This window comes from Variovorax sp. PAMC 28711 (assembly GCF_001577265.1).
Lineage (GTDB): Bacteria > Pseudomonadota > Gammaproteobacteria > Burkholderiales > Burkholderiaceae_C > Variovorax.
This window is the reverse complement of sequence record NZ_CP014517.1, coordinates 1,366,081-1,388,893: the sequence shown is the minus strand read 5'-3', so window position 1 is coordinate 1,388,893 and position 22,813 is coordinate 1,366,081. Positions and strand designations below refer to the sequence as shown.

At 67.1% G+C, this 22,813-nt stretch carries 21 protein-coding genes; 11 read left to right on the top strand and 10 right to left on the bottom strand.

Translation table 11 applies throughout. The features are described from left to right. Positions 1-3 precede the first annotated feature (3 nt). The 11 genes from mraY to AX767_RS21540 all read left to right on the top strand — a co-directional run bounded on the left by mraY (position 4) and on the right by AX767_RS21540 (position 12,522). Positions 4-1,182: a phospho-N-acetylmuramoyl-pentapeptide-transferase gene (gene mraY, locus AX767_RS06930; protein WP_068629858.1), complete on the top strand. Its 1,179-nt coding sequence runs from the start codon at positions 4-6 to the stop codon at positions 1,180-1,182. A gap of 4 nt (positions 1,183-1,186) precedes the next feature. After that, entirely contained in the window at positions 1,187-3,031 is a 1,845-nt protein-coding gene (gene murD, locus AX767_RS06925) for a UDP-N-acetylmuramoyl-L-alanine--D-glutamate ligase (protein WP_068629856.1), read from the top strand. Further along, positions 3,028-4,326 carry a putative lipid II flippase FtsW gene (gene ftsW / locus AX767_RS06920; protein ID WP_068629854.1) on the top strand — a complete coding sequence of 433 codons (1,299 nt, stop codon included), beginning with the start codon at positions 3,028-3,030 and terminating at the stop codon, positions 4,324-4,326. Before murD ends, ftsW begins: the two co-directional genes overlap by 4 nt. After that, complete coding sequence (gene murG / locus AX767_RS06915) at positions 4,323-5,402, top strand: undecaprenyldiphospho-muramoylpentapeptide beta-N-acetylglucosaminyltransferase (protein WP_068629852.1); 1,080 nt, start codon at positions 4,323-4,325, stop codon at positions 5,400-5,402. Before ftsW ends, murG begins: the two co-directional genes overlap by 4 nt. Further along, the gene (gene murC, locus AX767_RS06910; RefSeq protein WP_068629850.1) at positions 5,399-6,859 is read left to right on the top strand and encodes a UDP-N-acetylmuramate--L-alanine ligase; all 1,461 of its coding nucleotides are present in this window, start codon (positions 5,399-5,401) and stop codon (positions 6,857-6,859) included. The genes murG and murC overlap by 4 nt, the downstream gene beginning before the upstream one ends. Continuing rightward, positions 6,856-7,824, top strand: a complete 969-nt coding sequence (locus AX767_RS06905) for a D-alanine--D-alanine ligase (protein ID WP_068629848.1) — start codon at positions 6,856-6,858, stop codon at positions 7,822-7,824. The genes murC and AX767_RS06905 overlap by 4 nt, the downstream gene beginning before the upstream one ends. Further along, complete coding sequence (locus tag AX767_RS06900) at positions 7,824-8,618, top strand: cell division protein FtsQ/DivIB (protein ID WP_068629847.1); 795 nt, start codon at positions 7,824-7,826, stop codon at positions 8,616-8,618. The genes AX767_RS06905 and AX767_RS06900 overlap by 1 nt, the downstream gene beginning before the upstream one ends. A gap of 18 nt (positions 8,619-8,636) precedes the next feature. Further along, positions 8,637-9,866, top strand: a complete 1,230-nt coding sequence (gene ftsA / locus AX767_RS06895; RefSeq protein ID WP_068629845.1) for a cell division protein FtsA — start codon at positions 8,637-8,639, stop codon at positions 9,864-9,866. 164 nt (positions 9,867-10,030) lie between these two features. Further along, a complete protein-coding gene (gene ftsZ / locus AX767_RS06890) occupies positions 10,031-11,239 on the top strand; it encodes a cell division protein FtsZ (RefSeq protein ID WP_068629843.1) in 1,209 nt (402 codons plus the stop codon). A gap of 170 nt (positions 11,240-11,409) precedes the next feature. Next, positions 11,410-12,333: a UDP-3-O-acyl-N-acetylglucosamine deacetylase gene (gene lpxC / locus AX767_RS06885; protein ID WP_210392568.1), complete on the top strand. Its 924-nt coding sequence runs from the start codon at positions 11,410-11,412 to the stop codon at positions 12,331-12,333. A 12-nt stretch (positions 12,334-12,345) separates the two neighbouring features. Further along, positions 12,346-12,522, top strand: coding sequence for a hypothetical protein (locus AX767_RS21540; protein ID WP_168164810.1), 177 nt, complete (start codon positions 12,346-12,348; stop codon positions 12,520-12,522). Positions 12,523-12,559: 37 nt separating this feature from the next. Here the strand turns inward: AX767_RS21540 and AX767_RS06880 are convergent, their stop codons facing one another. From AX767_RS06880 to AX767_RS06835, 10 genes are all read right to left on the bottom strand, one after another. Beyond that, complete coding sequence (locus tag AX767_RS06880) at positions 12,560-13,213, bottom strand: Pr6Pr family membrane protein (RefSeq protein ID WP_068629839.1); 654 nt, start codon at positions 13,211-13,213, stop codon at positions 12,560-12,562. Between the two features lie 10 nt (positions 13,214-13,223). Next, positions 13,224-13,772 (bottom strand): crossover junction endodeoxyribonuclease RuvC, encoded by a 549-nt coding sequence (ruvC, locus tag AX767_RS06875; protein ID WP_068629836.1) that lies wholly within the window; start codon positions 13,770-13,772, stop codon positions 13,224-13,226. A 5-nt stretch (positions 13,773-13,777) separates the two neighbouring features. Then, positions 13,778-14,821 carry a phosphatidate cytidylyltransferase gene (locus AX767_RS06870; protein ID WP_068629834.1) on the bottom strand — a complete coding sequence of 348 codons (1,044 nt, stop codon included), beginning with the start codon at positions 14,819-14,821 and terminating at the stop codon, positions 13,778-13,780. A gap of 16 nt (positions 14,822-14,837) precedes the next feature. Next, on the bottom strand, positions 14,838-15,470 hold the full coding sequence (locus AX767_RS06865; RefSeq protein ID WP_068629832.1) for a lysophospholipid acyltransferase family protein: 633 nt from the start codon (positions 15,468-15,470) through the stop codon (positions 14,838-14,840). A 32-nt stretch (positions 15,471-15,502) separates the two neighbouring features. Further along, positions 15,503-16,252: a transglycosylase domain-containing protein gene (locus AX767_RS06860; protein WP_068629830.1), complete on the bottom strand. Its 750-nt coding sequence runs from the start codon at positions 16,250-16,252 to the stop codon at positions 15,503-15,505. Between the two features lie 19 nt (positions 16,253-16,271). Further along, complete coding sequence (gene aroE / locus AX767_RS06855; RefSeq protein ID WP_068629828.1) at positions 16,272-17,108, bottom strand: shikimate dehydrogenase; 837 nt, start codon at positions 17,106-17,108, stop codon at positions 16,272-16,274. Positions 17,109-17,118: 10 nt separating this feature from the next. Further along, positions 17,119-17,967 (bottom strand): energy transducer TonB, encoded by an 849-nt coding sequence (locus AX767_RS06850; RefSeq protein ID WP_068629826.1) that lies wholly within the window; start codon positions 17,965-17,967, stop codon positions 17,119-17,121. Next, complete coding sequence (locus AX767_RS06845) at positions 17,964-20,015, bottom strand: ribonuclease catalytic domain-containing protein (RefSeq protein ID WP_068629825.1); 2,052 nt, start codon at positions 20,013-20,015, stop codon at positions 17,964-17,966. Before AX767_RS06845 ends, AX767_RS06850 begins: the two co-directional genes overlap by 4 nt. A 45-nt stretch (positions 20,016-20,060) precedes the next feature. After that, complete coding sequence (locus AX767_RS06840) at positions 20,061-20,657, bottom strand: YqiA/YcfP family alpha/beta fold hydrolase (protein WP_068629823.1); 597 nt, start codon at positions 20,655-20,657, stop codon at positions 20,061-20,063. Between the two features lie 105 nt (positions 20,658-20,762). After that, positions 20,763-22,688 carry a carboxypeptidase regulatory-like domain-containing protein gene (locus AX767_RS06835; protein WP_156480983.1) on the bottom strand — a complete coding sequence of 642 codons (1,926 nt, stop codon included), beginning with the start codon at positions 22,686-22,688 and terminating at the stop codon, positions 20,763-20,765. Between the last annotated feature and the right edge of the window lie 125 nt (positions 22,689-22,813).

The window sequence follows — 22,813 nt, the reverse complement described above, 5'->3', positions numbered from 1 at the left end:
ACCATGCTGATGAGCCTGGCCCAATGGTTGCAATCGCTGTCGCCCGAATTCGGGTTCCTGCGCGTCTTCCAGTACCTCACCTTCCGCGCGCTGATGGCCGCAACGACGGCGCTGCTGATCGGCCTCGCGGTCGGCCCGTATGCGATCCGCCGCCTGACCGCGCTCAAGATCGGCCAGCCGATCCGCGGCTACGGCATGGAAACGCACCTGACCAAGAGCGGCACGCCCACCATGGGCGGCGTGCTGGTGCTGTTCTCGATCGCTTTCGCGACCCTGCTTTGGTTCGATCTGTCGAATCGGTTCGTGTGGATCGTGCTCTGGGTCACGCTGGGTTTCGGCGCGATCGGCTGGGTCGACGACTGGCGCAAGGTGGTCCGCAAGGACCCCGAAGGCATGCGCTCGCGCGAGAAGTATTTCTGGCAGTCGGTGGTCGGCCTGGTGGCGGGCTTCTACCTGCTGTTCAGCATCTCCGAGAGCTCGAACTGGCGCGTGATCGAACTGTTCTACGCGTGGGTGCGCTCGGGCTTCGACCTGAGCTTTCCCCCGAAGATCAACCTGCTCGTGCCCTTCTTCAAGGAAGTGAGCTACCCGCTCGGCGGCATCGGCTTCGTCATCCTGACCTACCTCGTGATCGTCGGCTCGAGCAACGCGGTGAACCTCACCGACGGGCTCGACGGCCTGGCGATCATGCCGGTCGTCATGGTCGGCTCGGCGCTGGGCGTGTTCGCCTATGTCACCGGCAGCTCGGTGTACTCGCGCTACCTGCTGTTCCCGCACATTCCGGGCTCGGGCGAACTGCTGGTGTTCTGCTCCGCCATGGCGGGTGCGGGGCTGGCGTTCCTGTGGTTCAACACCCATCCGGCGCAGGTGTTCATGGGCGACGTCGGCGCGCTGGCGCTGGGTGGCGCGCTCGGGACCATCGCGGTCATCGTACGGCAGGAGATCGTCTTCTTCGTGATGGGAGGCATCTTCGTGGTCGAGGCGATCTCGGTGATGGCGCAGGTCCTGTACTTCAAGTACACCAAGAAGCGTTTCGGCGAAGGCCGTCGCATCCTGAAGATGGCGCCCTTGCACCATCACTTCGAGAAGAGCGGATGGCGCGAGACGCAGGTCGTCGTGCGCTTCTGGATCATCACGATGCTGCTGTGCCTGGTAGGTCTGTCGACCCTGAAGCTGCGTTGAACCGATGAAGCATCTGCAAGACCTTCACGTGCTGATCCTGGGCCTGGGTGCCTCGGGCCTGGCCATGGCGCGATGGTGCGCCCGCCACGGTGCGCACGTGACCGTGGCCGACACGCGCGAAGCGCCGCCGCAGCTGGCGACGCTGCAGCACGACGTGCCGGCGGCGGTGTTCGTCGGCGGACCGTTCTCGGCCGCGTTGGTCGACGGTACGGCGGTGCGCGCGGTGTACCGCTCGCCGGGCCTCTCGCCTGCGGCCATCGCACCGGTGGTCGGCGCTGCGAAGGCGACGGGCCTCACGGTGGGCGGCGAGCTGGACCTGTTCGCGTTGGCGTTGCGCGATCTTCGGACAGCCGACGTGCCACCTCCGGTCGCGCCCGTGCCGCAACCGCAGGCGGAGATCGAGATGGCCGAGCAAGCGCCGGTCGTGGAAGCAGCGGTCGAAACCGAGCCACAGCCCGAGGTCGAAGCCGAAATCGAACCTCCCGTCGCGCTCGCTCCAAGCGAACCGGAGGCGCCGCCCGCCGCCCCGGCTGCTGCGAACTCCGTCCACACCGCCGCGCGCGACGCCGCCGCGTTCGTCGCCCGCATCGCCGAACTGTCGGCTGCCCCGGTCGTCCCGGTGCCGGAAGACGACAAGCCGTTGCCGATCGCCGCGCCCGAACCGCTGCCGCCCGAGGGCTACACCCCGGCGGTGCTCGCCATCACCGGCACCAACGGCAAGACCACCGTCACAGCGCTGACGGGCCTGTTGGTCGAATGCGCAGGCAAGACCGTGGCGATCGCCGGCAACATCGGCCCGACGCTGCTCGACACGCTGGCTGCGCACCTCGATACCGACACGTTGCCCGAGGTGTGGGTGCTCGAACTGTCCAGCTTCCAGCTCGACGGCGTGCAGGGTTTCGAGCCGACCGCCGCCACCGCGCTCAACCTGACACAGGACCACCTCGACTGGCACGGCGACATGGCTGCCTATGCCGGCGCCAAGGCGCGGGTGTTCGGCGAGCACGGCCTGATGCTGCTCAACCGCGACGACGCCGGCGTGATGGCGATGCTGCCGCCGCCGGTGCGCGCCAAGCTGCAGCGTCCGCTGATCCGCGAGCACGTCACTTTCGGCGCCGGCATGCCGCTGCGACCGGGCGACTACGGCATCGAACGCGTGAACGGCATGAGCTGGCTGGTGCGTGCGCTGGAAGCCGACGAAACGCAAAAGCGCAAGCGCGGCGCCATCGTGCAAGAAGAAATTTTCCTGCAACGGTTCCTGCCGGCCGATGCGCTGCGCATTCGCGGCCAGCACAACGCGCTGAATGCACTGGCAGCGCTGGCGCTCGCCACGGCGGCGGGCTGCCAGCTCGCGCCGATGCTCTACGGCCTGCGCGACTACCGCGGCGAGCCGCACCGCGTGGCGCCGGTCGCCATCGTCGACGCGGTCGAGTACTTCGACGACAGCAAGGGCACGAACGTCGGCGCCACGGTGGCCGCGCTCGGTGGCCTCGGCGTCGAGCGCCGCGTGGTCGTCATCCTGGGCGGCGAAGGCAAGGGGCAGGACTTCTCGCCGCTGGCTGCGCCGGTGGCCCAGTTCGCCCGCGCCGTGGTGTTGATCGGGCGCGATGCGCCGCTCATCGCCGCTGCGCTCGAAGGCACCGGCGTGTCGTTGCTGAACGCCGGGACATTGCCCGAAGCGGTGTCGCTCGCGGCGGGCCGCGCGCACCCCGGTGACGCCGTTCTGCTGTCCCCGGCGTGCGCCAGTTTCGACATGTTCCGCGACTACGAACACCGCGCCGACGTTTTTTGCGAAGCGGTCCTGGCGCTCGCCGATGCCCCGCGCGTAAACGCTGGAGAAGCTGCATGAACAGCGCCGCCGTCCCGAATTCGCCGGAAGAAAAAAGCAGCCGCTTCGGTGGCTGGTTCGGCCGTGCCAAGCGCGGCATCGATGCGTTGCCCATCCATCTGCCGGTCCACCTCGGCGGCGCCGGAACAACCCAGACCAAGGCCGCACCTGTGCGGGTGCTCGGCTTCGACCAGGCGCTGGTGTGGGTCACGGTCGCGCTGCTGACCTGGGGCCTGGTGATGGTCTATTCGGCATCGATCGCCTTGCCGGACAACCCGCGCTTCGCGCGCCAGGGCTACGGGCCGATGTTCTTCCTGAGTCGGCACGCCATGTCGCTCGTCATCGCGGTCGTTGCCGCGCTCCTGACCTTCCAGGTCCCCATGAAAACCTGGGAGCGCGTGGCGCCCTGGCTTTTCGTCGCGTCACTGCTCCTGCTGGTGGCCGTGCTGATCCCGCACATCGGCATCAACGTGAACGGCGCGCGCCGCTGGCTGCCGATGGGCTTCATGCGCTTCCAGCCGTCGGAGCTCGCGAAGCTCGCGATGGTGCTCTACGCGGCCAGTTACATGGTGCGCAAGATGGAGATCAAAGAGCGCTTTTTCCGGGCCGTGCTGCCGATGGGCATCGCCGTGGTGGTCGTGGGCATGCTGCTGCTGGCCGAGCCCGACATGGGCGCCTTCATGGTCATTGCCGTCATCGCGATGGGCATCCTGTTTCTCGGCGGCGTGAACGCGCGCATGTTCTTCGTGATCGCGATGCTGGTGGTGGCGGCTTTCGCCTCGATCGTGGCGTCGAGTTCGTGGCGGCGCGAGCGCATCTTTGCCTACCTCGATCCGTGGAGCGAGCACAACGCGCTGGGCAAGGGTTATCAGCTTTCGCACTCGCTGATCGCCATCGGGCGCGGCGAGGTCTGGGGTGTCGGGCTCGGCGGCAGCATCGAGAAGCTGCACTGGTTGCCCGAAGCGCACACCGACTTCCTGCTCGCGGTGATCGGCGAAGAATTCGGTCTGGTGGGCGTGCTGCTCGCGATCGGACTGTTCCTGTGGCTGACGCGCCGGATCATGCACATCGGCCGCCAGTCGATCGCGCTCGACCGCGTGTTCTCCGGCCTGGTGGCGCAGGGCATCGGCATCTGGATCGGCTTCCAGACCTTCATCAACATGGGCGTGAACCTCGGCGCGCTGCCGACCAAGGGACTGACCTTGCCGCTCATGAGCTTTGGTGGCTCGGCCATCCTGTTCAACCTGATCGCGCTGGCCATCGTGCTGCGCATCGACTACGAGAACCGCGTGATGATGCGCGGGGGTCGCGTATGACGCGGACCGCCTTGGTCATGGCCGGCGGCACCGGCGGCCACATCTTCCCGGGCCTCGCGGTCGCGGAAGAATTGCGCACGCGTGGCTGGCAGGTGCACTGGCTGGGCGCGCCGGGCAGCATGGAAGAAAAGCTCGTGCCGCCGCGCGGTTTCGCCTTCGAACCCGTTCAGTTCGGCGGCGTGCGCGGCAAGGGTCCGCTCACCTTGCTCATGCTGCCGGGGCGGCTGCTGCGCGCCTTCCTGCAAAGCATCGCGGTGCTGCGCCGCGTCAAGCCCGACGTGGTCGTCGGCCTCGGCGGCTACATCACTTTTCCCGGCGGCATGATGAGCGTGCTGCTCGGCAAGCCGCTCGTGCTGCACGAGCAGAATTCGGTGGCCGGGCTCGCCAACAAGGTGCTCGCCAGCGTGGCGAACCGCGTTTTCACCGCGTTTCCGGATGTGCTGAAGAATGCGACCTGGGTCGGCAATCCGCTGCGTGCGGGGTTCCTGCAGCAGCCGGTGCCGGCTGTGCGCTTCGCCAGTCGCAGCGGCCCGCTCAAACTGCTGGTCGTGGGCGGCAGCCTGGGCGCCAAAGCGCTCAACGCGGTGGTGCCCAAGGCGCTCGCGATGATCGCGCCGGCCGCCCGGCCCAGCGTGGTCCATCAGAGCGGTGCCAAGCAGATCGACGAGCTGCGTGCCAACTACGCCGCGGCAGGCGTCACCGGCGAGCTCACGCCCTTCATCGACGACACGGCCAGCGCGTATGCCGATGCCGACCTGATCGTCGCGCGCGCCGGTGCCAGCACCGTGACCGAAATCGCAGCCGTCGGCGCCGCCGCGCTGTTCGTTCCCTTTCCTTCGGCGGTGGACGACCACCAGACCACCAACGCCCACTTCCTGGTCGACGCGGGCGGCGGCTGGATCGTTCAACAGTCCGAACTCACCCCTGAATTGCTGGCCGACTTGCTACAAAAAACAGAACGCTCCACGCTGGTCGAGCGGGCCATGAAGGCCAAGACGATGCAGAAGACAGAAGCCGTCGGCGAAGTCGTTCGCGCCTGCGAAGAGCTCGCCGCGAAACGGGAGGCCCGCGCATGAAGCACGCCATCCGTCACATTCATTTCGTCGGCGTCGGCGGCGTCGGCATGAGCGGCATCGCCGAAATCCTGCTGAACCTCGGCTACCGCATCTCGGGCTCCGACCTGGCCGACAGCGCGACGCTCAAGCGCCTGGCGAGCCTCGGCATCGCGACCTTCGTCGGCCACGATGCCGCGAACATCGCGGGCGCCGACGCGGTCGTGACGTCGACCGCGGTGCAGGCGGACAACCCGGAAGTGATCGCCGCGCGTGAGAAGAAGATCCCGGTCGTGCCGCGCGCCCTCATGTTGGCCGAACTCATGCGCCTGAAGCAGGGCATCGCGATCGCCGGCACGCACGGCAAGACCACCACCACCAGCCTGGTGGCGAGCGTGCTCGCCGCCGCCGGGCTCGACCCGACCTTCGTGATCGGCGGCCGGCTGAACAGCGCCGGCGCCAACGCGAAGCTGGGCAGCGGCGACTACATCGTGGTGGAGGCCGACGAATCGGACGCCTCGTTCCTGAACCTGCTGCCGGTCATGGCGGTCGTCACGAACATCGACGCCGACCACATGGAGACCTACGGGCACGACTTCGCGAACCTCAAGAAGGCCTTCGTCGATTTCCTGCACCGCATGCCGTTCTACGGCGTGGCGATCCTCTGCACCGACGATGCCGCGGTGCGCGAGATCGTTTCGGAAGTGACTTGCCCGGTCACGAGCTACGGCTTCAACGACGACGCCCAGGTGCGCGCGGTGAACGTGCGCGCGGTCGGCGGCCAGATGCACTTCACGGTGCAGCGCCGCAACGGCATCACCTTGCCCGACCTGGACATCGTGCTGAACCTGCCGGGCGAGCACAACGTGCTGAACGCGCTGTCGGTCATCGCGGTGGCGGTGGAACTCAACGTGCCCGACGAGGCCGTGCAGCGCGGCCTGGCCGATTTCAAGGGCGTGGGCCGGCGCTTCCAGAGCTACGGCGACGTGGCGGTACAGGGCGTGCCGACGACCCATGCCGCCGGCGCTTTCACCGTGATCGACGACTACGGCCACCATCCGGTCGAGATGGCCGCGACCCTCGCCGCGGCGCGCGGTGCGTTCCCGGGCCGCCGGCTGGTGCTGGCGTTCCAGCCGCACCGCTACACACGCACCCGGGATTGCTTCGAGGATTTCGTGAAGGTCATCGGCAACGCCGACGCGGTGCTGCTGGGCGAGGTGTACGCGGCGGGCGAGCAGCCGATCGTGGCGGCCGACGGCCGGTCGCTAGCGCGCGCACTGCGCGTGGCGGGCAAGGTCGAGCCGGTGTTCGTCGACGACATCGCGGCCATGCCGCAAGCCATCCTGGACAACGCCCGCGAAGGCGACGTCGTGATCTGCATGGGCGCGGGCTCGATCGGCGCCGTGCCGGCCAAGGTCGTGGAGCTGGGCACCGTGTCTTCGAAATCAGAGCGCTTCACGCGCGAGGGAAGGGCAGTATGAGCCCGATCGATCCGCATGCCTTGGGCAAGGTTGCCGTGCTGTTCGGCGGCACCTCGGCCGAGCGCGAGATCTCCCACATGTCGGGCACCGGCGTGCTGGCGGCTTTGCAGTCGCGCGGCGTCGATGCGCATGCGTTCGACCCCGCCACGCGCGACCTGGTCGAGCTCAAGCGCGAAGGTTTCGCGCGCTGCTTCGTCGCGCTGCACGGTCGCCATGGTGAAGACGGCACCGTGCAGGGCGCCCTCGAACTGCTCGGCATTCCGTACACCGGCTCGGGCGTGATGGCGTCCAGCGTCGCGATGGACAAGGTCATGACCAAGCGCATCTGGCAAGCCGACGGATTGCCCACGCCGAAGTACGTGCGCCTGGCCTTCGACCAGCAGAGCCGCGAACAGATTCGTGCCGTGCCCGACGTACTGGGCCTGCCGCTGATCGTGAAGCCGCCGCGCGAAGGCTCGTCGATCGGCGTGACCAAGGTCGAAGGCTATTCCCAGATGCAGGACGCGGTGACGCTCTCGGCCAAGTACGACAGCGACGTGCTCTGCGAGGAATTCATCGAGGGCGAGGAAGTGACTTGCGCCGTGCTCGGCCACGGGCTCGACGCGGTGGCGCTGCCGGTGGTGCGCATCGCCGCTCCCGAAGGCGCCTACGATTACCAGAACAAGTACTTCACCGACGACGTGAAGTACCACTGCCCGAGCGGCCTGCCCGAGGCGGAAGAGCGCCACATCCAGCAGATCACGCTGGCCGCCTATCGCACGCTCGGCTGCCGCGGCTGGGGCCGTGCCGACGTGATGATCCGCGCCAGCGACCGCAAGGCGTTCCTGCTCGAGGTCAACACTTCGCCGGGCATGACCAGCCACTCGCTGGTGCCGATGTCGGCGCGCGCCGCGGGCATCCCCTACGAAGACCTGTGCCTGCGCGTGCTCGCGTCGGCCGCGCTCGATTCTCAAGGGAGCCACTGATGGCCGATGCGATCCCTGTGCCCTTCGACGTCCGGCTCATGAACACCATCGCGACGGTCATGTTCGCGCTGGTGGCCGTCATGCTGCTGGCGGCGGGTGCGTGGTGGGTCCTGCGTCAGCCCTTCTTCCCGATCGCCGCGATCAAGGTCGATGGCGAAGTGACCCACAACAACGCGGTCACGCTGCGCGCCAACGTCGCGCCGCAACTGGCCGGCAACTTCTTCACGGTCGATCTCGCCAAGGCGCGCACGGCTTTCGAGTCGGTGCCGTGGGTTCGCAAGGCCGTGGTGCGACGCGAGTTCCCGAACCGCCTGCGCGCCACGCTGACCGAGCAGGTGCCGGTGGCGCACTGGAACGCCGAGGCCGACTCGAAGCTGGTCAACGGTTACGGCGAAGTGTTCGAAGCCAACGTAGCCGAGGTCGACGATTCGCTGCCGCACCTGTCAGGGCCCGGCGACCAGGCGGGTTCGGTGCTCGGCATGTACCGCGTGCTCGAACCGCTCCTGCAGCCGTACGACCTGACCATCGACGAGCTGTCGCTCTCGAGCCGCGGCAGCTGGGTGGCGACGCTCGACACCGGCGCCGTGATCGAACTCGGCCGCGGCCACGGCGAAGAGGTGTCGGCGCGCCTGCAACGCTTCCTGAAAACCGTGACGCAGGTGGCAGGTCAGTACGGCCGCTCGCTCGCCTCTGTCGAAGGCGCGGACCTGCGCCACACCGATGCTTACGCGCTGCGCCTGCGCGGCGTCACCACGGTCGCGCCCGACGCCAAGCCCGCCCCCAAGAAGAAATAAAGAACCGAGGACATTTCCATGCCCAAAGAATACAAAGACCTCGTCGTCGGCCTCGACATCGGCACCGCCAAGGTGATGGTCGTGGTCGCCGAGGTGCTGCCCGGCGGCGAGCTCAAGCTGGCCGGCCTGGGCGTCGCGCCGAGCAACGGCCTCAAGCGCGGCGTGGTGGTCAACATCGACGCCACGGTGCACAGCATCCAGCAGGCGCTGAAAGAGGCCGAGCTGATGGCCGACTGCAAGATCGGCCGCGTCTACACCGGCATCACCGGCAGCCACATCCGCGGCATCAACTCCAGCGGCATGGTCGCGGTGAAAGACAAGGAAGTGACGCCGGCCGACGTGGCCCGCGTGGTCGAGACGGCGCGCGCGATCAACATCTCGAGCGACCAGCGCCTGCTTCTGGTCGAGCCGCAGGAATTCGTGATCGACGGGCAGGACGTGAAGGAGCCGATCGGCATGAGCGGCATGCGCCTCGAAGCCAAGGTGCACATCGTGACCGGCGCACAGAGCGCGGCCGAGAACATCATCAAGTGCGTGCGCCGTTGCGGCCTGGAAGTCGACCAGCTCATGCTGAACCCGCTGGCGTCGAGCCAGGCCGTGCTGACCGACGACGAAAAGGAACTGGGCGTGTGCCTGGTCGACATCGGCGCGGGCACCACCGACGTGGCGATCTTCACCAACGGCGCGATCCGCCACACCGCCGTGATCCCGATCGCGGGCGATCTGATCACCAGCGACATCGCGATGGCGCTGCGCACCCCGACCAAAGACGCGGAAGACATCAAGGTCGAGAACGGCTACGCCAAGCAACTGCTGGCCGACCCCGACACGCAGGTCGAAGTGCCGGGCCTGGGCGACCGCGGTCCGCGCATGCTGAGCAAGCAGGCGCTGGCCGGCGTGATCGAGCCGCGCATCGAAGAAATTTTCCAGCTGGTGCAGCAGGTGATCCGTGAATCGGGCTACGAAGAAGTGCTGTCGTCGGGCATCGTGCTCACGGGCGGCAGTGCGGTCATGCCCGGCATGGTCGAGCTCGGCGAAGACATCTTCCTGAAACCGGTGCGACGCGGCATTCCGAAGTACTCGAGCGCGCTGTCCGACATGGTCGCTCAGCCGCGTGCCGCAACCGTCATGGGCCTGCTCGAAGAAGCGCGATTCGCCCGCATGCGCGGCTTCAAGGTCGCACAGAAAAACGGTTCGGTGAAGACGGCCTTCGGTCGCTTCAAGGACTTCATCGTGGGGAACTTCTGACCATGAGCGCGTACCCACTCTGGCTGGCGCGAGCAGGGCCTCCGCGTCATTTCAACGAGCGATGGCGGCGCACCGGGCCCCCATCCTGATGTTCATCCGGTGACACGCTACAAAAAAATTCATTCCCACACAAACGGCAACTGCAAATTCCAGGAGTTATCAAAATGGCCATCGAAATGATCGAAGTCGAAGAATTCAACCAGGGCACCCAGATCAAGGTGATCGGCGTCGGCGGCGGCGGCGGCAACGCGGTCGCGCACATGATGGAACGCGGCGTGCAAGGCGTTCAGTTCGTCTGCGCCAACACCGACGCGCAGGCACTCACGCGCAGCAATGCGCACAAGATCATCCAGCTGGGCACGAGTGGCCTTGGCGCCGGCAGCAAGCCCGACAAGGGCCGTGAAGCCGCCGAGCTCGCCGTGGACGACATCCGCGAAGCCATCGCCGGTGCGCACATGCTCTTCATCACCGCCGGCATGGGCGGCGGCACCGGCACCGGCGCTGCCCCTGTGATCGCTCGCGTGGCGAAGGAAATGGGCATCCTGACCGTTGGCGTCGTGACCAAGCCATTCGACTGGGAAGGTGGCCGTCGCATGAACAATGCCGACGCCGGCCTGGCCGAACTCGAAGCGAACGTCGACTCGCTGATCGTGGTGCTCAACGAGAAGCTGCTCGACGTGCTGGGTGAAGACATCACCCAGGACGAAGCCTTCGCGCACGCCAACGACGTGCTGAAGAACGCCGTCGGCGGCATTTCGGAAATCATCAACGAGTACGGTGGCGTGAACGTCGACTTCGAAGACGTGCGCACCGTGATGGGCGAGCCGGGCAAGGCCATGATGGGCACCGCCGCTGCGGCCGGCCCGGACCGCGCACGCATCGCTGCCGAGCAGGCTGTCGCCTGCCCATTGCTCGAAGGCATCGACCTGTCGGGTGCCAAGGGCGTGCTGGTGCTGGTGACCGCGTCGAAGGGTTCTTTGAAGCTGAGCGAATCCAAGCTCGCGATGACCACCATCCGCGCCTTCGCTTCGCCGGACGCGCACGTGATCTACGGTGCGGCGTACGACGAGAGCCTCGGCGACGAGATGCGCGTGACGGTGGTGGCAACGGGTCTGTCGCGCGCCGACGCTCGCCGCCAGGCGCCGGAACTCAAGGTGCTGCGCACCGGCACCGACAACGTGGGCTACGCCATGCCTGCCGTCGGTGGCGTGGGCCAGGCCGGCGCGCACGGCCAGCCCAACTACGAAGGCATGGCCGTGCCGAGCGTGTGGCGCACCAACCGCACGATGGCCGCCGCCAAGGTCGACGCGCTGTCGTCGGGCGGCATGGACGACTTCGAAATCCCGGCCTTCCTGCGCCGCCAGGCCGACTGACTGTTGGCCCCCCGGCTTGCCACTTCGTGTGCTTCGCCCCCCCCGGAGGGGGAGGCGCGGCCGCCTTGGGGCGGCCCGGCGGCGCCGCATCTGGGTTCTACGCTGTGACTATTGCGGACATAGCGAGGCGAACGGCACGCCTGCCGCCTCGCGCTCCTAAAATCACGGCCGTGCTGCAACAACGAACGCTCAAATCGATCAGCCGCGCCGTGGGCGTGGGGCTGCACAGCGGCCAGCGCGTGGAACTCACGCTGCGGCCGGCGCCCGTCGACACCGGCATCGTGTTCCGCCGGGTCGACCTGCCCGAGCCCGTCGACATCCGCATGACGGCCGAGGCGGTGACCGACACGCGCCTCGCGTCGACGGTGTCCACCGGCGGCGCCAAGGTGCAGACCATCGAACACCTGATGTCGGCGTGCGCCGGCCTCGGCATCGACAACCTGATCATCGACATCACGGCCGACGAGGTGCCGATCCTCGACGGTTCCGCATCGTCCTTCGTGTTCCTGCTGCAGAGCGCGGGCATCGAATTGCAGAAGGCGGCGCGCAAGTTCATCCGCGTGACGCGCAAGGTCGAGGTGCGCGAAGGCGAGGGCGCCAACGAGAAGTGGGCGAGCCTGGCGCCGTACCACGGCTACAAGCTGGCCTTCGAGATCGACTTCGACCACCGCGTCGTCAACTCGACCGGACAGCGCGTCGAATTCGATCTGGGCAGCGGCTCCTACAGCCGCGACATCGCGCGTGCGCGCACCTTCGGCTTCACCAAGGAAGTCGAGTACATGCGCAGCAAGGGCCTGGCGCTCGGCGGCGGGCTCGACAACGCGATCGTCATGGACGACACCAAGGTGCTCAATGCCGGCGGCCTGCGCTATGACGACGAGTTCGTGAAGCACAAGATCCTCGACGCGATGGGCGACCTGTACGTGGTCGGCCACCCGCTCCTCAGCGCCTACACCGCGTTCCGTTCAGGCCACGGGCTCAACAACAAGCTGCTGCGCGAACTGATGGCGCAAAAAGATGCGTGGGAAATCGTCACCTTCGACGACGTGAAGCGTGCGCCGGCCGGCTTTGCCGAAGTCGCGCGCGCCTGGTAGGCGCTTTTTCCGATGCTGCTGTTTCGCTGGGCCATCCTGCTGATGCTGCTGGTGGCCGGCGTGTCTTTCGCGTTCTACGCCGGCACCGGGCAGGTCAAGTACCGGCGCTTCGGCTGGATCCTGCTCAAGTGGACCTTGCTCGCGGCCTTCGGCTTCTTCGCCGTGCTGATCGCGGAACGCGTCGCCTGAGTCGAGGCTTCTGCGACTAGGCGCCGGCGCCGGAGCGTCAGGCACGGGCGCGGGCGTTCGACACGGCGACCAGGATCGCACCCAGTATCCCGAAGCACGCCAGCAGCCCGAGCGAATTGCGCAGCGCCGCGCCGTAGCCGATCGCCGTCACATCGATGAACGGGTACGGATACGCATGCAGCACTTCGCCGCGCAGCAATGCGTAGACGATGTAGGCCACCGGGTACACGCACCACACGAGCGGTGCCAGCGCGGGCAACCTGCGCCCGGGCAGCACCAGCAGCCAGTGCAGGAAAAACAGGATCGGCATCACGTAGTGCAGCAGCATGTCGGCGAGCCACTGCAGGCCCTGCGGCGACCACACATGACGCAGCAGCAGGTGATAGCCGATGCCCACGACGACCAGGCTGGTGACGGCGCAACCCACCACGCCCGGCCGCGCCGCGAAGCGTCCGGCGGCCGACGACGGCACGACGAGCGGCAGCGTCAGCACCAGCGCGACGAACAGGTTGGTGAGCACGGTGAAGTAGCCGAGAAAGATCACGAAGCCCATCACCGCCGGCTTGCCGTTGGCGGCCGCCATGCCGACCGACAGGTTGAGCTGCAGCAGCAGCGAGAACCAGGCGATGACCGCGAGCAGCGCGCCGGACAGGCGGGCGAGGGGAATGGAGTTGGAGGTGGAAGGGGTCATGAACAGGTGGTCAGCGCGTGCGCCCCGAACGGTAGCTGCCGGTGGCGCCCGGTGCGAGCGCCGTGGCACTGGCGAGTCGCGCCATCGAGCGGCCGACGTGCGCGTGGGTGATGGCGATGCCGAGCGCATCGGCCGCGTCGCTGCCGGGCAGGCCGGGCAGGTTCAGCAAGCGCTTCACCATTTCCTGGACCTGCGCCTTCGCCGCATTGCCGTGACCGGCGACGGCCTGCTTCATCTGCAGCGCGGTGTACTCCGCGACCGACAGGTTGCTGGTGACCAGCGCGGTCACGCACGCGCCGCGCGCCTGGCCGAGCAGCAAGGTCGATTGCGGATTGACGTTGACGAACACGATCTCGACCGCCGACGCGTCGGGCTGGTAGCGCGCCGCCACTTCGTTGATGCCGTCGAACAGCACCTTGAGGCGCGCCGGCAGGTTGCCGGTGCCGAGATGGCGCGTCGTGATGGTGCCGCTGGCCACATAGCGCAGCGCGTGGCCGTCCACGTCGACCACGCCGAAACCGGTGACGTTCAGGCCGGGGTCGATGCCGAGCACACGCATGCGGTTCAGACCCCGAAGTACCAGCGCACCGAATGAAAGAACACCGGCGCCGCAAAGCACAGGGCGTCCACCTTGTCCAGCAGGCCGTTCGCGCCGGTCACACCGCTGCCCTTCGGCCCCCAGTTCGGAATGCCGCGATCGCGCTTGAGCGCCTTCATCACGAAGTGGCCCATCGAGCCCGCGACGCACGCGATGAGCGCCATCGCGAGCGCCTGACCGAAGCCGAACGGTGTGATGAACGACATGGCCGCGCCCACCAAACTGGCGATCGCCATGCCGACCGCCCAGCTGGCCCAGTTGAAGCTTCGGCTCACGTTCGGCGCGAAGGGCTCGCGTGCCAGCCAGCGCTGCAGGCCGCGGCGCGCTTCGGCCGGGGCGAGCGGCTCGTACGTGAAGCGACGCGCGATCAGGTGCTGCACCACCATGCAGGTCTGCACCACAAACACCAGGAAGAACACGAGGAACGCGCTCTTGCCTTCGTAGCCCGGGAACGAGAGCAGCAGCAACGCCGGCACGTGGCTCATGCCGTAGACGCAGACCGTGATGCCCCATTGCAGCTTGGCGTTGCGTTCGAGGAATTGCCCGGTGTCATTCGACAACGCGCTCACCACCGGAATGGCCAGGAACACGTAGACCGGAATGAACACGGTGAAGAGATCGAAGCGCGCGGTGCCGACCAGGATGAACTGAATCGGCAGCACCACAAAGAACGCGAGGATCAGGCTGCGATGATCGCCACGCCGTGTCGGCGAGAGCGTGATGAATTCGCGCAGCGCAAGGAACGCGATGAGCGCGAAAAGCACCGTCGCCACGCCGTCGCCGAGCGCCCAGCCGATCCAGAACACCACCACCATCCACCAGGTGGTGCGCAGCAGGCTGCGGAAATCTTCGAACTCGCGCAACCAGGCTTCGCCGTGTTCGGCGTTGCGGCGTTCGCGCAGGCTGATGATCAGCGTGACGGTGCTGACGATCGTGAGCACGCCGAAAACGAGCACGAAGAGGGCCGCGACTTGCTGGGTCGGCGCAAGGCCGCGCAGGAAATGGTTCATTGCGACGACGGGTGCTTCAAACGCTGCGCAGCGCGATCACCGCGTCGCGGGCGCGGTCGAGGAACGGGCGACGCTCTTCCCCGGGCGCCAACTGAACCGGGGCGCCGAAAGTCACCGAGCACAGGATCGGCACCGGCACCACTTCGCCCTTGGGCATGACGCGCTGGATGTTCTCGATCCACGCGGGCACCAGCACCACGTCGGGGAACAGGGTCGCGAGCGAAAACAGGCCCGACTTGAACTTCTGCGGTTCGGTGGCGAAGCCGCGCGTGCCTTCGGGAAAGATGATGATCGAGTCGCCGCTCTTGAGGGCTTCGATCAACGGCGCGAGCGGATCCGGGCCGGGCGGCTCGCCCTCGGCCGCGGGCGGCGCCGCGCGCTCCACATAGACGGCGTTGAAGACCTCGGTCGTGATCCAGCGCTTGAAGGGCGTGTTGGCCCAGTAGTCGCGCGCCGCGATCGGTCGGGTGATGGTGCGCAGTTCCTCCGGCAGCGCGGCCCAGATCATCACCAGGTCGGCGTGGCTCTGGTGGTTGGCGAAATAGATGCGCTGCTCGGCTTTGGGCGGGCAGCCGTACCAGCGTGCCTGTGCCCCGGTCAACAACCGCACCACCCCCAACAACAACCAACCCGTCAGCTTCGCCAGCATGGGCGCGATGATACGGGGCCGGTGCTGTGCACTCAGGGCAACTCGGCCGACGGCATCCGCGCGACGATGGTCGCGGCGCGGCCGGCGATGTAGGGCGAGCCCGGGCGGCGCTCGAAGAACTTGGGGCTCGGCAACATGACGGCAAGACGCGCCGCCTCGTTCGCGCTCAAACGCGCTGCCGGTTTGTTGAAGTAACGCTGCGCAGCGGCCTCGGCGCCAAACACGCCTTCGCCCCATTCCACGTTGTTGAGGTACAGCTCGAGGATGCGTTCCTTATCGAGCAGCACTTCCAGCATCATGGCGAGCACCAGTTCCTGGCCCTTGCGCAGCAGCGTGCGTTCGCCGGAGAGGAACAGGTTCTTGGCGAGTTGCTGCGTGATGGTCGAGCCGCCGCGCAGCTTGGGCGGGCGTGAGGTCTTGCCGCGCTTCGTCGCTTCGGCGGCGCGCCGTGCGGCAATTTCTTCGGCCCTGGCGTTGCGCTCGCGCGCCTTCTCGATTGCCTCCCATTCCACGCCCTGGTGGTAGAGAAAATCGGCGTCTTCGCTGGCGATCACCGCGCGCTTGAGTGAATCGGCGATCTGGCCGTAAGGCACCCAGCGCTGGCGCCACTCGCCGGGCCCGTTGGTGCGGCCGTGCCGGTCGATCTGCCATGCCTCGGAGCGCTGGAACGCGGTCGATTGCGGATCGACGAACGCCATCGTCGCGATGCGCCCGACGAAGAACAGCTGCAGCGCGCAGGCCGACAGCACAAGGCAAAGCAGCCAGGTGAACAAAGCGCGCATGGGTTGCGTCCTGTGCCGGTCAGCCGACCACGGCGCGCAGTTCGGCCAGCACCTGCGCCGCCGGCGGTCGCACGCCGCGCCAGATCGAGAAGGCTTCCGCCGCCTGCTCGACCAGCATGCCGAGGCCATCGCGCGGCACCGCCTCGTGGGCCCGAGCCCAGTCCATGAAGCCGGCCGCCGCGGGCCCGTACATCATGTCCACGGCCAGTGCGCCCGGCTTCAACACGCTGCCCGCGACCGGCACGCCGCCGCCCGCGAGGCTGGAGGCTGTCGCATTGACGACGATGTCGAAAGCGCCGGTGACCGTGTCGAGCGACTGCGCCTCGATCGTCGCGTGGTGGGCAAGTGCCAGCGCCGCATGGCGCTGCACCAGCGCGATGGCCTTGGCGAGTGTGCGGTTGGCCACCACGATGCGCTTGGCCCCGGCTTCGATGAACGGGCCGAGCACGCCGGACGCACCACCGCCGGCACCGATCAGCAGCACGTCGCGCCCGGCGAGCGGCACGCCGGCGTTGCCCGTGATGTCGTGCACGAGGCCGATGCCGTCGCTGTTGTCGCCGTGGATGCCGTCGTCCTGAAAGCTCAGCACGTTGACGGCTTCCGCCAGCGCGGCGCGTGGCGAGATGTGCTCTGCGAGCGTGGCCGCATCGAACTTGAAAGGCACCGTGACGTTGCAGCCGCGCAGCGTGGCGCCGGGATCCGCACGCAGCGCTGCCAACGTCGCCGCGAAGCCGTCGAGCGGCACCAGCCTGCGCTCGTAGCGCAGCGTCTCGCCCGTCAGCTCGGCGAAGCGCGCATGAATCCAAGGCGAGCGGCTGTGCTCGATCGGGTTGCCCATCACGCAATACAAATCCATGGCGACGTCTTTATTTGGACGAGAGCTCGGTCGTCTCGTCGCGGGTGAACTTGAAGCGCGACGGCAGCGCGATCTGGTCGGTCTCGCGGCGCATCGCATCGCTGAAGCGGCCGAAGTTGCCGATGCTGCGCACGATGGCCTGCGCGCGCCGGTCGAGCAAGGGCACGCCCGAACTCTCGACGATTTCGGCGCTGACGATGTTGCCGTCGAAGTTGACGGTGACCAGCATCGTGAGCTGGCCGTAGAGCTTCTTGCCTGCCGCTTCCGGGAAGTTTTCGGTCCCGCGCACCTCGATGCGCCGACGCAGCGCATCCACGTAGGCGGCATACGCCGCCTCCTTGGTCGCGGGGCTGATGTAGCGCTTTTTCGGGCGCGCGTTCTCTTCGTTGACCCGACGCTCGATCTCGGCCAGCAGGTTGATGAGTTGCTTGCGCTTCTCCTCGCGGGCCGCGTTCTCGGCCGGCGTGCCCTGGTTCCGCGGATCGGGCATCGGCATCGCGGCGAGCTGCTGCTTGACCTGCGCGAGCAGCAGCATCTGCTGCGCCTGCAAGGCCTCGACCTGCTTTTGCGCATCTTCTGTCGCATCGCCGACGGTGCGGAATTCGCTGGGCGGCAGCGGGCTCGTCGCGCGCCCTTTTTCAAGGTCGCCGCCACCCGCCAGCGAGGTCTGCGCGATGGCGGTGGCCTTCTCGGCCTTTTCGTTGGTGCGCGCGTTGACCAGGATCACCTCGAGCGGCGTTTCCTTGAAGACGCGGTTGAAAGCCTCCGGGTCGACGAAGCGGACCGTGAGCAGCGCGGCATGCGCGACGACCGACAGGCCGAGCGCGATCTGCAGGGTGCTGAGGTCCTTGAGGTTCATCCGGCGGCGGGCTCGGGCGAGGCGGCCTCGCTGTCGCTCATGTCGACCGCGATGGCGATCGGACCGGCCACTTCTTCTTCCTCGCCGCCGTCATCGTCGGCCATGGCGTCGGCCGGGACATCGATGCGTTCGATCACCGTGCCGTGCACGTCGAGCGCGATCTCGTCGATCTCGCCCAGCTTCACGCGCACGTGCGCGCCGCGCTCCTGCTGCCCCGCCACCGGGAAGACCAGCGGCAACGAGTCGGCACGCACCAGCGCGCCGTTCTGGATGTCCTTGACCACGGTCGCAGTGAGTTCGGTGATGCCTTGCTGCTGCAAATACTTGAGCGTCCAGAAGCGCTCCATGCCGCCCTGGTAGGCGTTGTAGGTCGCGTAGGCCGCGTCGAATCCGGAGAGGATCGAGAACAGATCGGCATCTTTCGGCTTGAAGGGCGCGGCCAGCGCAGCGGTCTTGCCGTGCCGCGCCGCCGCGATGATCTGCCACTGGTTCACCAGGTCGGTGTAGCGGCGCAGCGGCGAGGTGCTCCACGCGTAGCTCTTCACCCCGAGGCCGGCGTGCGGCAGCGAACGCGTGCCCATGCGCACCTTCACGCCGGGCGCCATGCTGGCCTGGCTGCGGTAGAGGCCGGGCACGCCGAGCTCGCCGAGCCAGGCGCCCCAGCTGCTGTTGGCCAGGATCATCGCTTCCGAGACGATCAGGTCGAGCGGTGCGCCGCGCTGGCGCGTGGTGATCTGCACCGGCTCGTGGCCTTGGGGTTCGCCGTCGTTGCCGGTGAGGCGGAAGTTGTAGTCGGGCCGGTTGAAGTTCTCCGGTTTGCCGCGCACCACCTCGCGCTGCGCCTTCAGGTGCTTCGCCAGGCGGAACAGAAACGACAGCGGCTCGCGCAGTCGCGACGCCGCTTCGTGCGTGTTTTCGCTGGTGAATGCGCCGTCTTCGAGCCAGGGCTGCGTGACCACCGCATCGAGCTGGTCATGGCGCAGGTTGGCGACGATCGGCACGCGCTCGAGCTTCGTCTCGGTGCCGCGCAGTTCGAGCGTCGCTTCGTCGAAGGTGGCGTAGAGCGACACGGCCGGGCAGTCGCGGCCTTCTTGCAGCGTGTAGGCGGCCACGACGTCGTCGGGCAGCATCGTGATCTTGTAGCCCGGCATGTAGACGGTCGACATGCGGGCGCGTGCGACCTGGTCGATCGCGCTGCCCGGCACCAGCGCCAGGCCCGGCGCGGCGATGTGCACGCCCACCAGCACCGTGCCGCTGCCCAGCCCTTGCACCGACAGTGCATCGTCGATTTCAGTGGTCTGCGAATCGTCGATCGAGAACGCCTGCGCGGTGGCGACGGGCAATTCGTCGGCGATGACCGGCGCCTGCAACGCCGGGAAGGTGGTGCCCTTGGGAAAGTTCTCGAAGAGGAAGCGGCGCCAGTGGAACTGGTAGGGCGAATCGATGGCGCCCGCCCGCTCCAGCAGTTCGAGCGGCGGGGTTTGCGACGCACGCGACGCGTCGACCACGGCCTTGTACTCGGGCGCGTTCTTGTCGGGCTTGAAGAGGATCTTGTAGAGCTGCTCGCGGATCGGCGGCGGGCAGACGCCATCGGCCAGCTGCACCGCCCAGTCGGCGATTTGCGCGGTGACGAGCTTCTTCTTCTCGATGGCGGCGAGCGCCTGCTGAACGATCTCGGCCGGCGCTTTCTTGAAGCGGCCCTTGCCGGCGCGCCGGAAGTAGTGCGGCGCCTCGAACAGCGCGAACAGCGCGGCGGCCTGCTGCACGAGCGTCGGCTTGTCGCTGAAATAGTCCGACGCCAGGTCGGCAAAGCCGAACTCGCCGTCCGCCGCGAATTCCCAGGCGAGGTCCAGGTCCATGGTGGCGGCGAGCGTGCGCGCCTCGGCGATCAATTCGGCGGGCGACGGCTTCTCGAAGCGCAACACGATGTTGACGCTCTTGACCTTGACGCGCTTGCCGGTGTCGAGCTCGACCTGTGCCGAGGCTTCGGCTTCCGACAACAGCCGGCCGCCGAGGTATTTCCCGGCTTCTTCAAACAATACAAACATTTGACGATTATCAAGGCGCGCTCCGGCCGCGGCCCCGGCGCCGTTTCAGACTGGGTCGATGAACGCCATCACGTCGTCCAGGTGCGCCCCGGCGAAATCCGACAGCGCGTGGTCGCCGCCTTCCAGCAGCTTGACGCGGCTGCCCGGATAGCGCGCCGACATCTCGCGCCAGTCGAGCACCTCATCGCCCTTGGCGACGATCGCCAGCGCCCGTTCCGGTCGCGTCAGGGTGCCGACCTCGAGCGCACGCAGCTCGGCGATGTACTCGGGCCGGAAATAGAAATGTTCCGATGGATCGTGCCAGCTGGTCTGGTCGCCGATGTGGCGCGCCAGGTCGCGCGCGGGCCGCACCGCCGGATTGAGCAGCACGAGCCGGCAGCGCGTCATGCCCGCCACGTAGGTTGCATAGAAGCCGCCCAGCGACGAGCCGATGACGGCCATCGAGTCGCGCGGCCAGTCCTCGATGCCCTTCATGACCCTGTCCATCGCCTCGCGCGGCGAGGGTGGCAATTGCGGCGCCCACCACTGCACCTTGGGGTGCCGCGTTGCCACCCGCTCGGCCACCAGCCGCGCCTTGGCAGATTGCGGCGAAGAGCGAAATCCGTGCAGGTAGAGCAGGTGGGTGGTGGGCTGGGGTTTCATGCTACTAATTTGATAGCGAATCTCGCAGGCGGGACGGGCGCTGCAGCCGGATTCTCTCAAAAGGAAAAAAGCCCCGCGAACGGGGCTTTTTTGGGGCCTGTGCGATTACGGGAGCGCTCTGGTGACCACCTTCTTGCTGATCTCTACCTGGCGTGAACTACGCGCCCAGAGGTCGAACAGGTCAACCGAGGTGCCGTTGGCGTACTGGGACGGCACGGCGGGGTCGCAATGCAAGTCGTTCTGGCCTTGGCGGGCGCAGTAGATGATGCCCTTGCGCGCCGTGCTCAATACGCTCGTGCCATCGTTGAATCGTGCCCCGGCTACATTGCTGATGGGAGGCGCGCTGCCCTGAGCACTCAAGGAGGTGGGGGCGAGGGCGCCCAGCGGCACAGTCCAGGCGTCGAGGTTTCCTTCGGAGCTGAAGTCGATGAGGTTGGGGTCGGCTTGGCTTGCCTGGCCAAACGTGAACCGGCCGGTGGCACTGCTGCCAGCGACCATCTCCGCGCGCTGCGCGTCGGTCAGTTGCGCGATCTTAAGTTGACGGATTTCATTCAGCGTTTGTGCGCGTGAGATGGTGCGATACGTCTGCACGATCGGCTGAATCGCCGTGTTCACATGGAAGAACTTCACCGACCAGACGCTCTGGTTGGGTATTTCGCTGATCTGAGCTTCCGTGTATTCAGGCTGAACGTAGTAGATGCCCGTTTCCTTGGCGCTGACGGGACCCTGCGTGGCCGGGTTCTGGAACGCGCCGGCGAGCCGCACGATGCTGGTCGACTGCAGATTGGCCGCCCCGGGCAGCCCATTTCTGCTGATCGACAAGAAAGAAAGATTTCCGTCCGGGTAGTAGGTGAGCGGCAGGGCGTCGAACGGCGTCGTGACTTCCACCTTCGAGAAGACAGGATTGGAGTTCAGCAGCTTGTTGTCGATCGAAATGTTGTAGCCGGTGTTGAAGGAGCTGAAGGCAGGGGAGTTGATCCGCTCCCGGTCTTCCGAGTACGGCCGCAGCGTGACGCGGTACGCGTAGTTGTTGCCGGTCAGCTTGAGCACGCCGTCGACGTTGCGCGCAATGATGGTGTCGTTGTCGATGCCACCGAAGCGGTCGGTCGAGCGGTAGCTCAGCACGTACTCGCCGGCGCTGCTGCGCGCGTACTCGACGTTGCCGCGATCGAAAACCACGCCGGTGGCGCCGGAACGGAAGATGCCGGCAAAGGATCCGTTGTTGTTGTTGTCGCGGCCGACGGGAAAACCGTTGCTGAAGAATGTGGCCGGATCGTCGTTCACGAACAGCGTTTTGCAGGCAGGGGCCGCGATGTTGGATGCGGTGCCGGTGGCATTGGTGTTGTCGTCGATGACACCGCTTCCATTGACGCGCGTGGTGAGTGGCAGGGCATAGCAAGCCGTCAGGCGTTGGAACAGGGCTGCCACAGCCGTCGGCGTCGGGAAGTCTGTCGCCAGGGACGCGGTCAGATCCGCTGCCGTTGTCGGGAGAGGTGGCGTGGGTGCGCTGGTGTTGAAGACGATCGACACGGGCGGAGCCCCATCGGCCGTAGGCACCGTTTTCACCGTCACTTCGATATTGGCGGACGTGCCGTTGGGCAGCACGCTGACCGAGATCGAGTCCAGCACCTTGTCTGCGCCCGTGCCGTCGGCGGTGAAGGCTCCGCTCATCACGTCGAGTGCGCCCTGGCCCAGTGCGTCGAGCAGTGGCTTGAGCGCGGCGACGAGTTCGGTGACCTGGGTTTGGATGGTGGTCGCGGTGACGAGGTCAGGCTGCGTTTGGATCGCGCCGGCAAGGCTCGCAGGGTTGCCGTCGGGCGACAGCTGCGCAACGACGATCGTGGTGAGCGGTGTGACGTTCGTGATGCCGCTGGCTGCGCTGGCCGTGGTGCTGTATAGGCTCTGGTCATCGCGCGTGGCGCGGATGACGAGCGGGGCTTTGGTCGTGGCAGGCAAGGTGCAACTGAAGGTGCCGTCCGCATTCGTCGGCGTGGTGCAGACAGTCGCGCCGGTCTGGTCGGTCACGGTCACGGTGGCGCCGGCGAAAGCGGCGCCTGTGGCGACGACACCGTCCAGCTTGGCCAGCGTGGCGCCCGTGTCGGTGTTGCCACTTCCCGCAGTGGTGTCCGTTCCGGCAGCCGGTGCCGTGCTGCCCG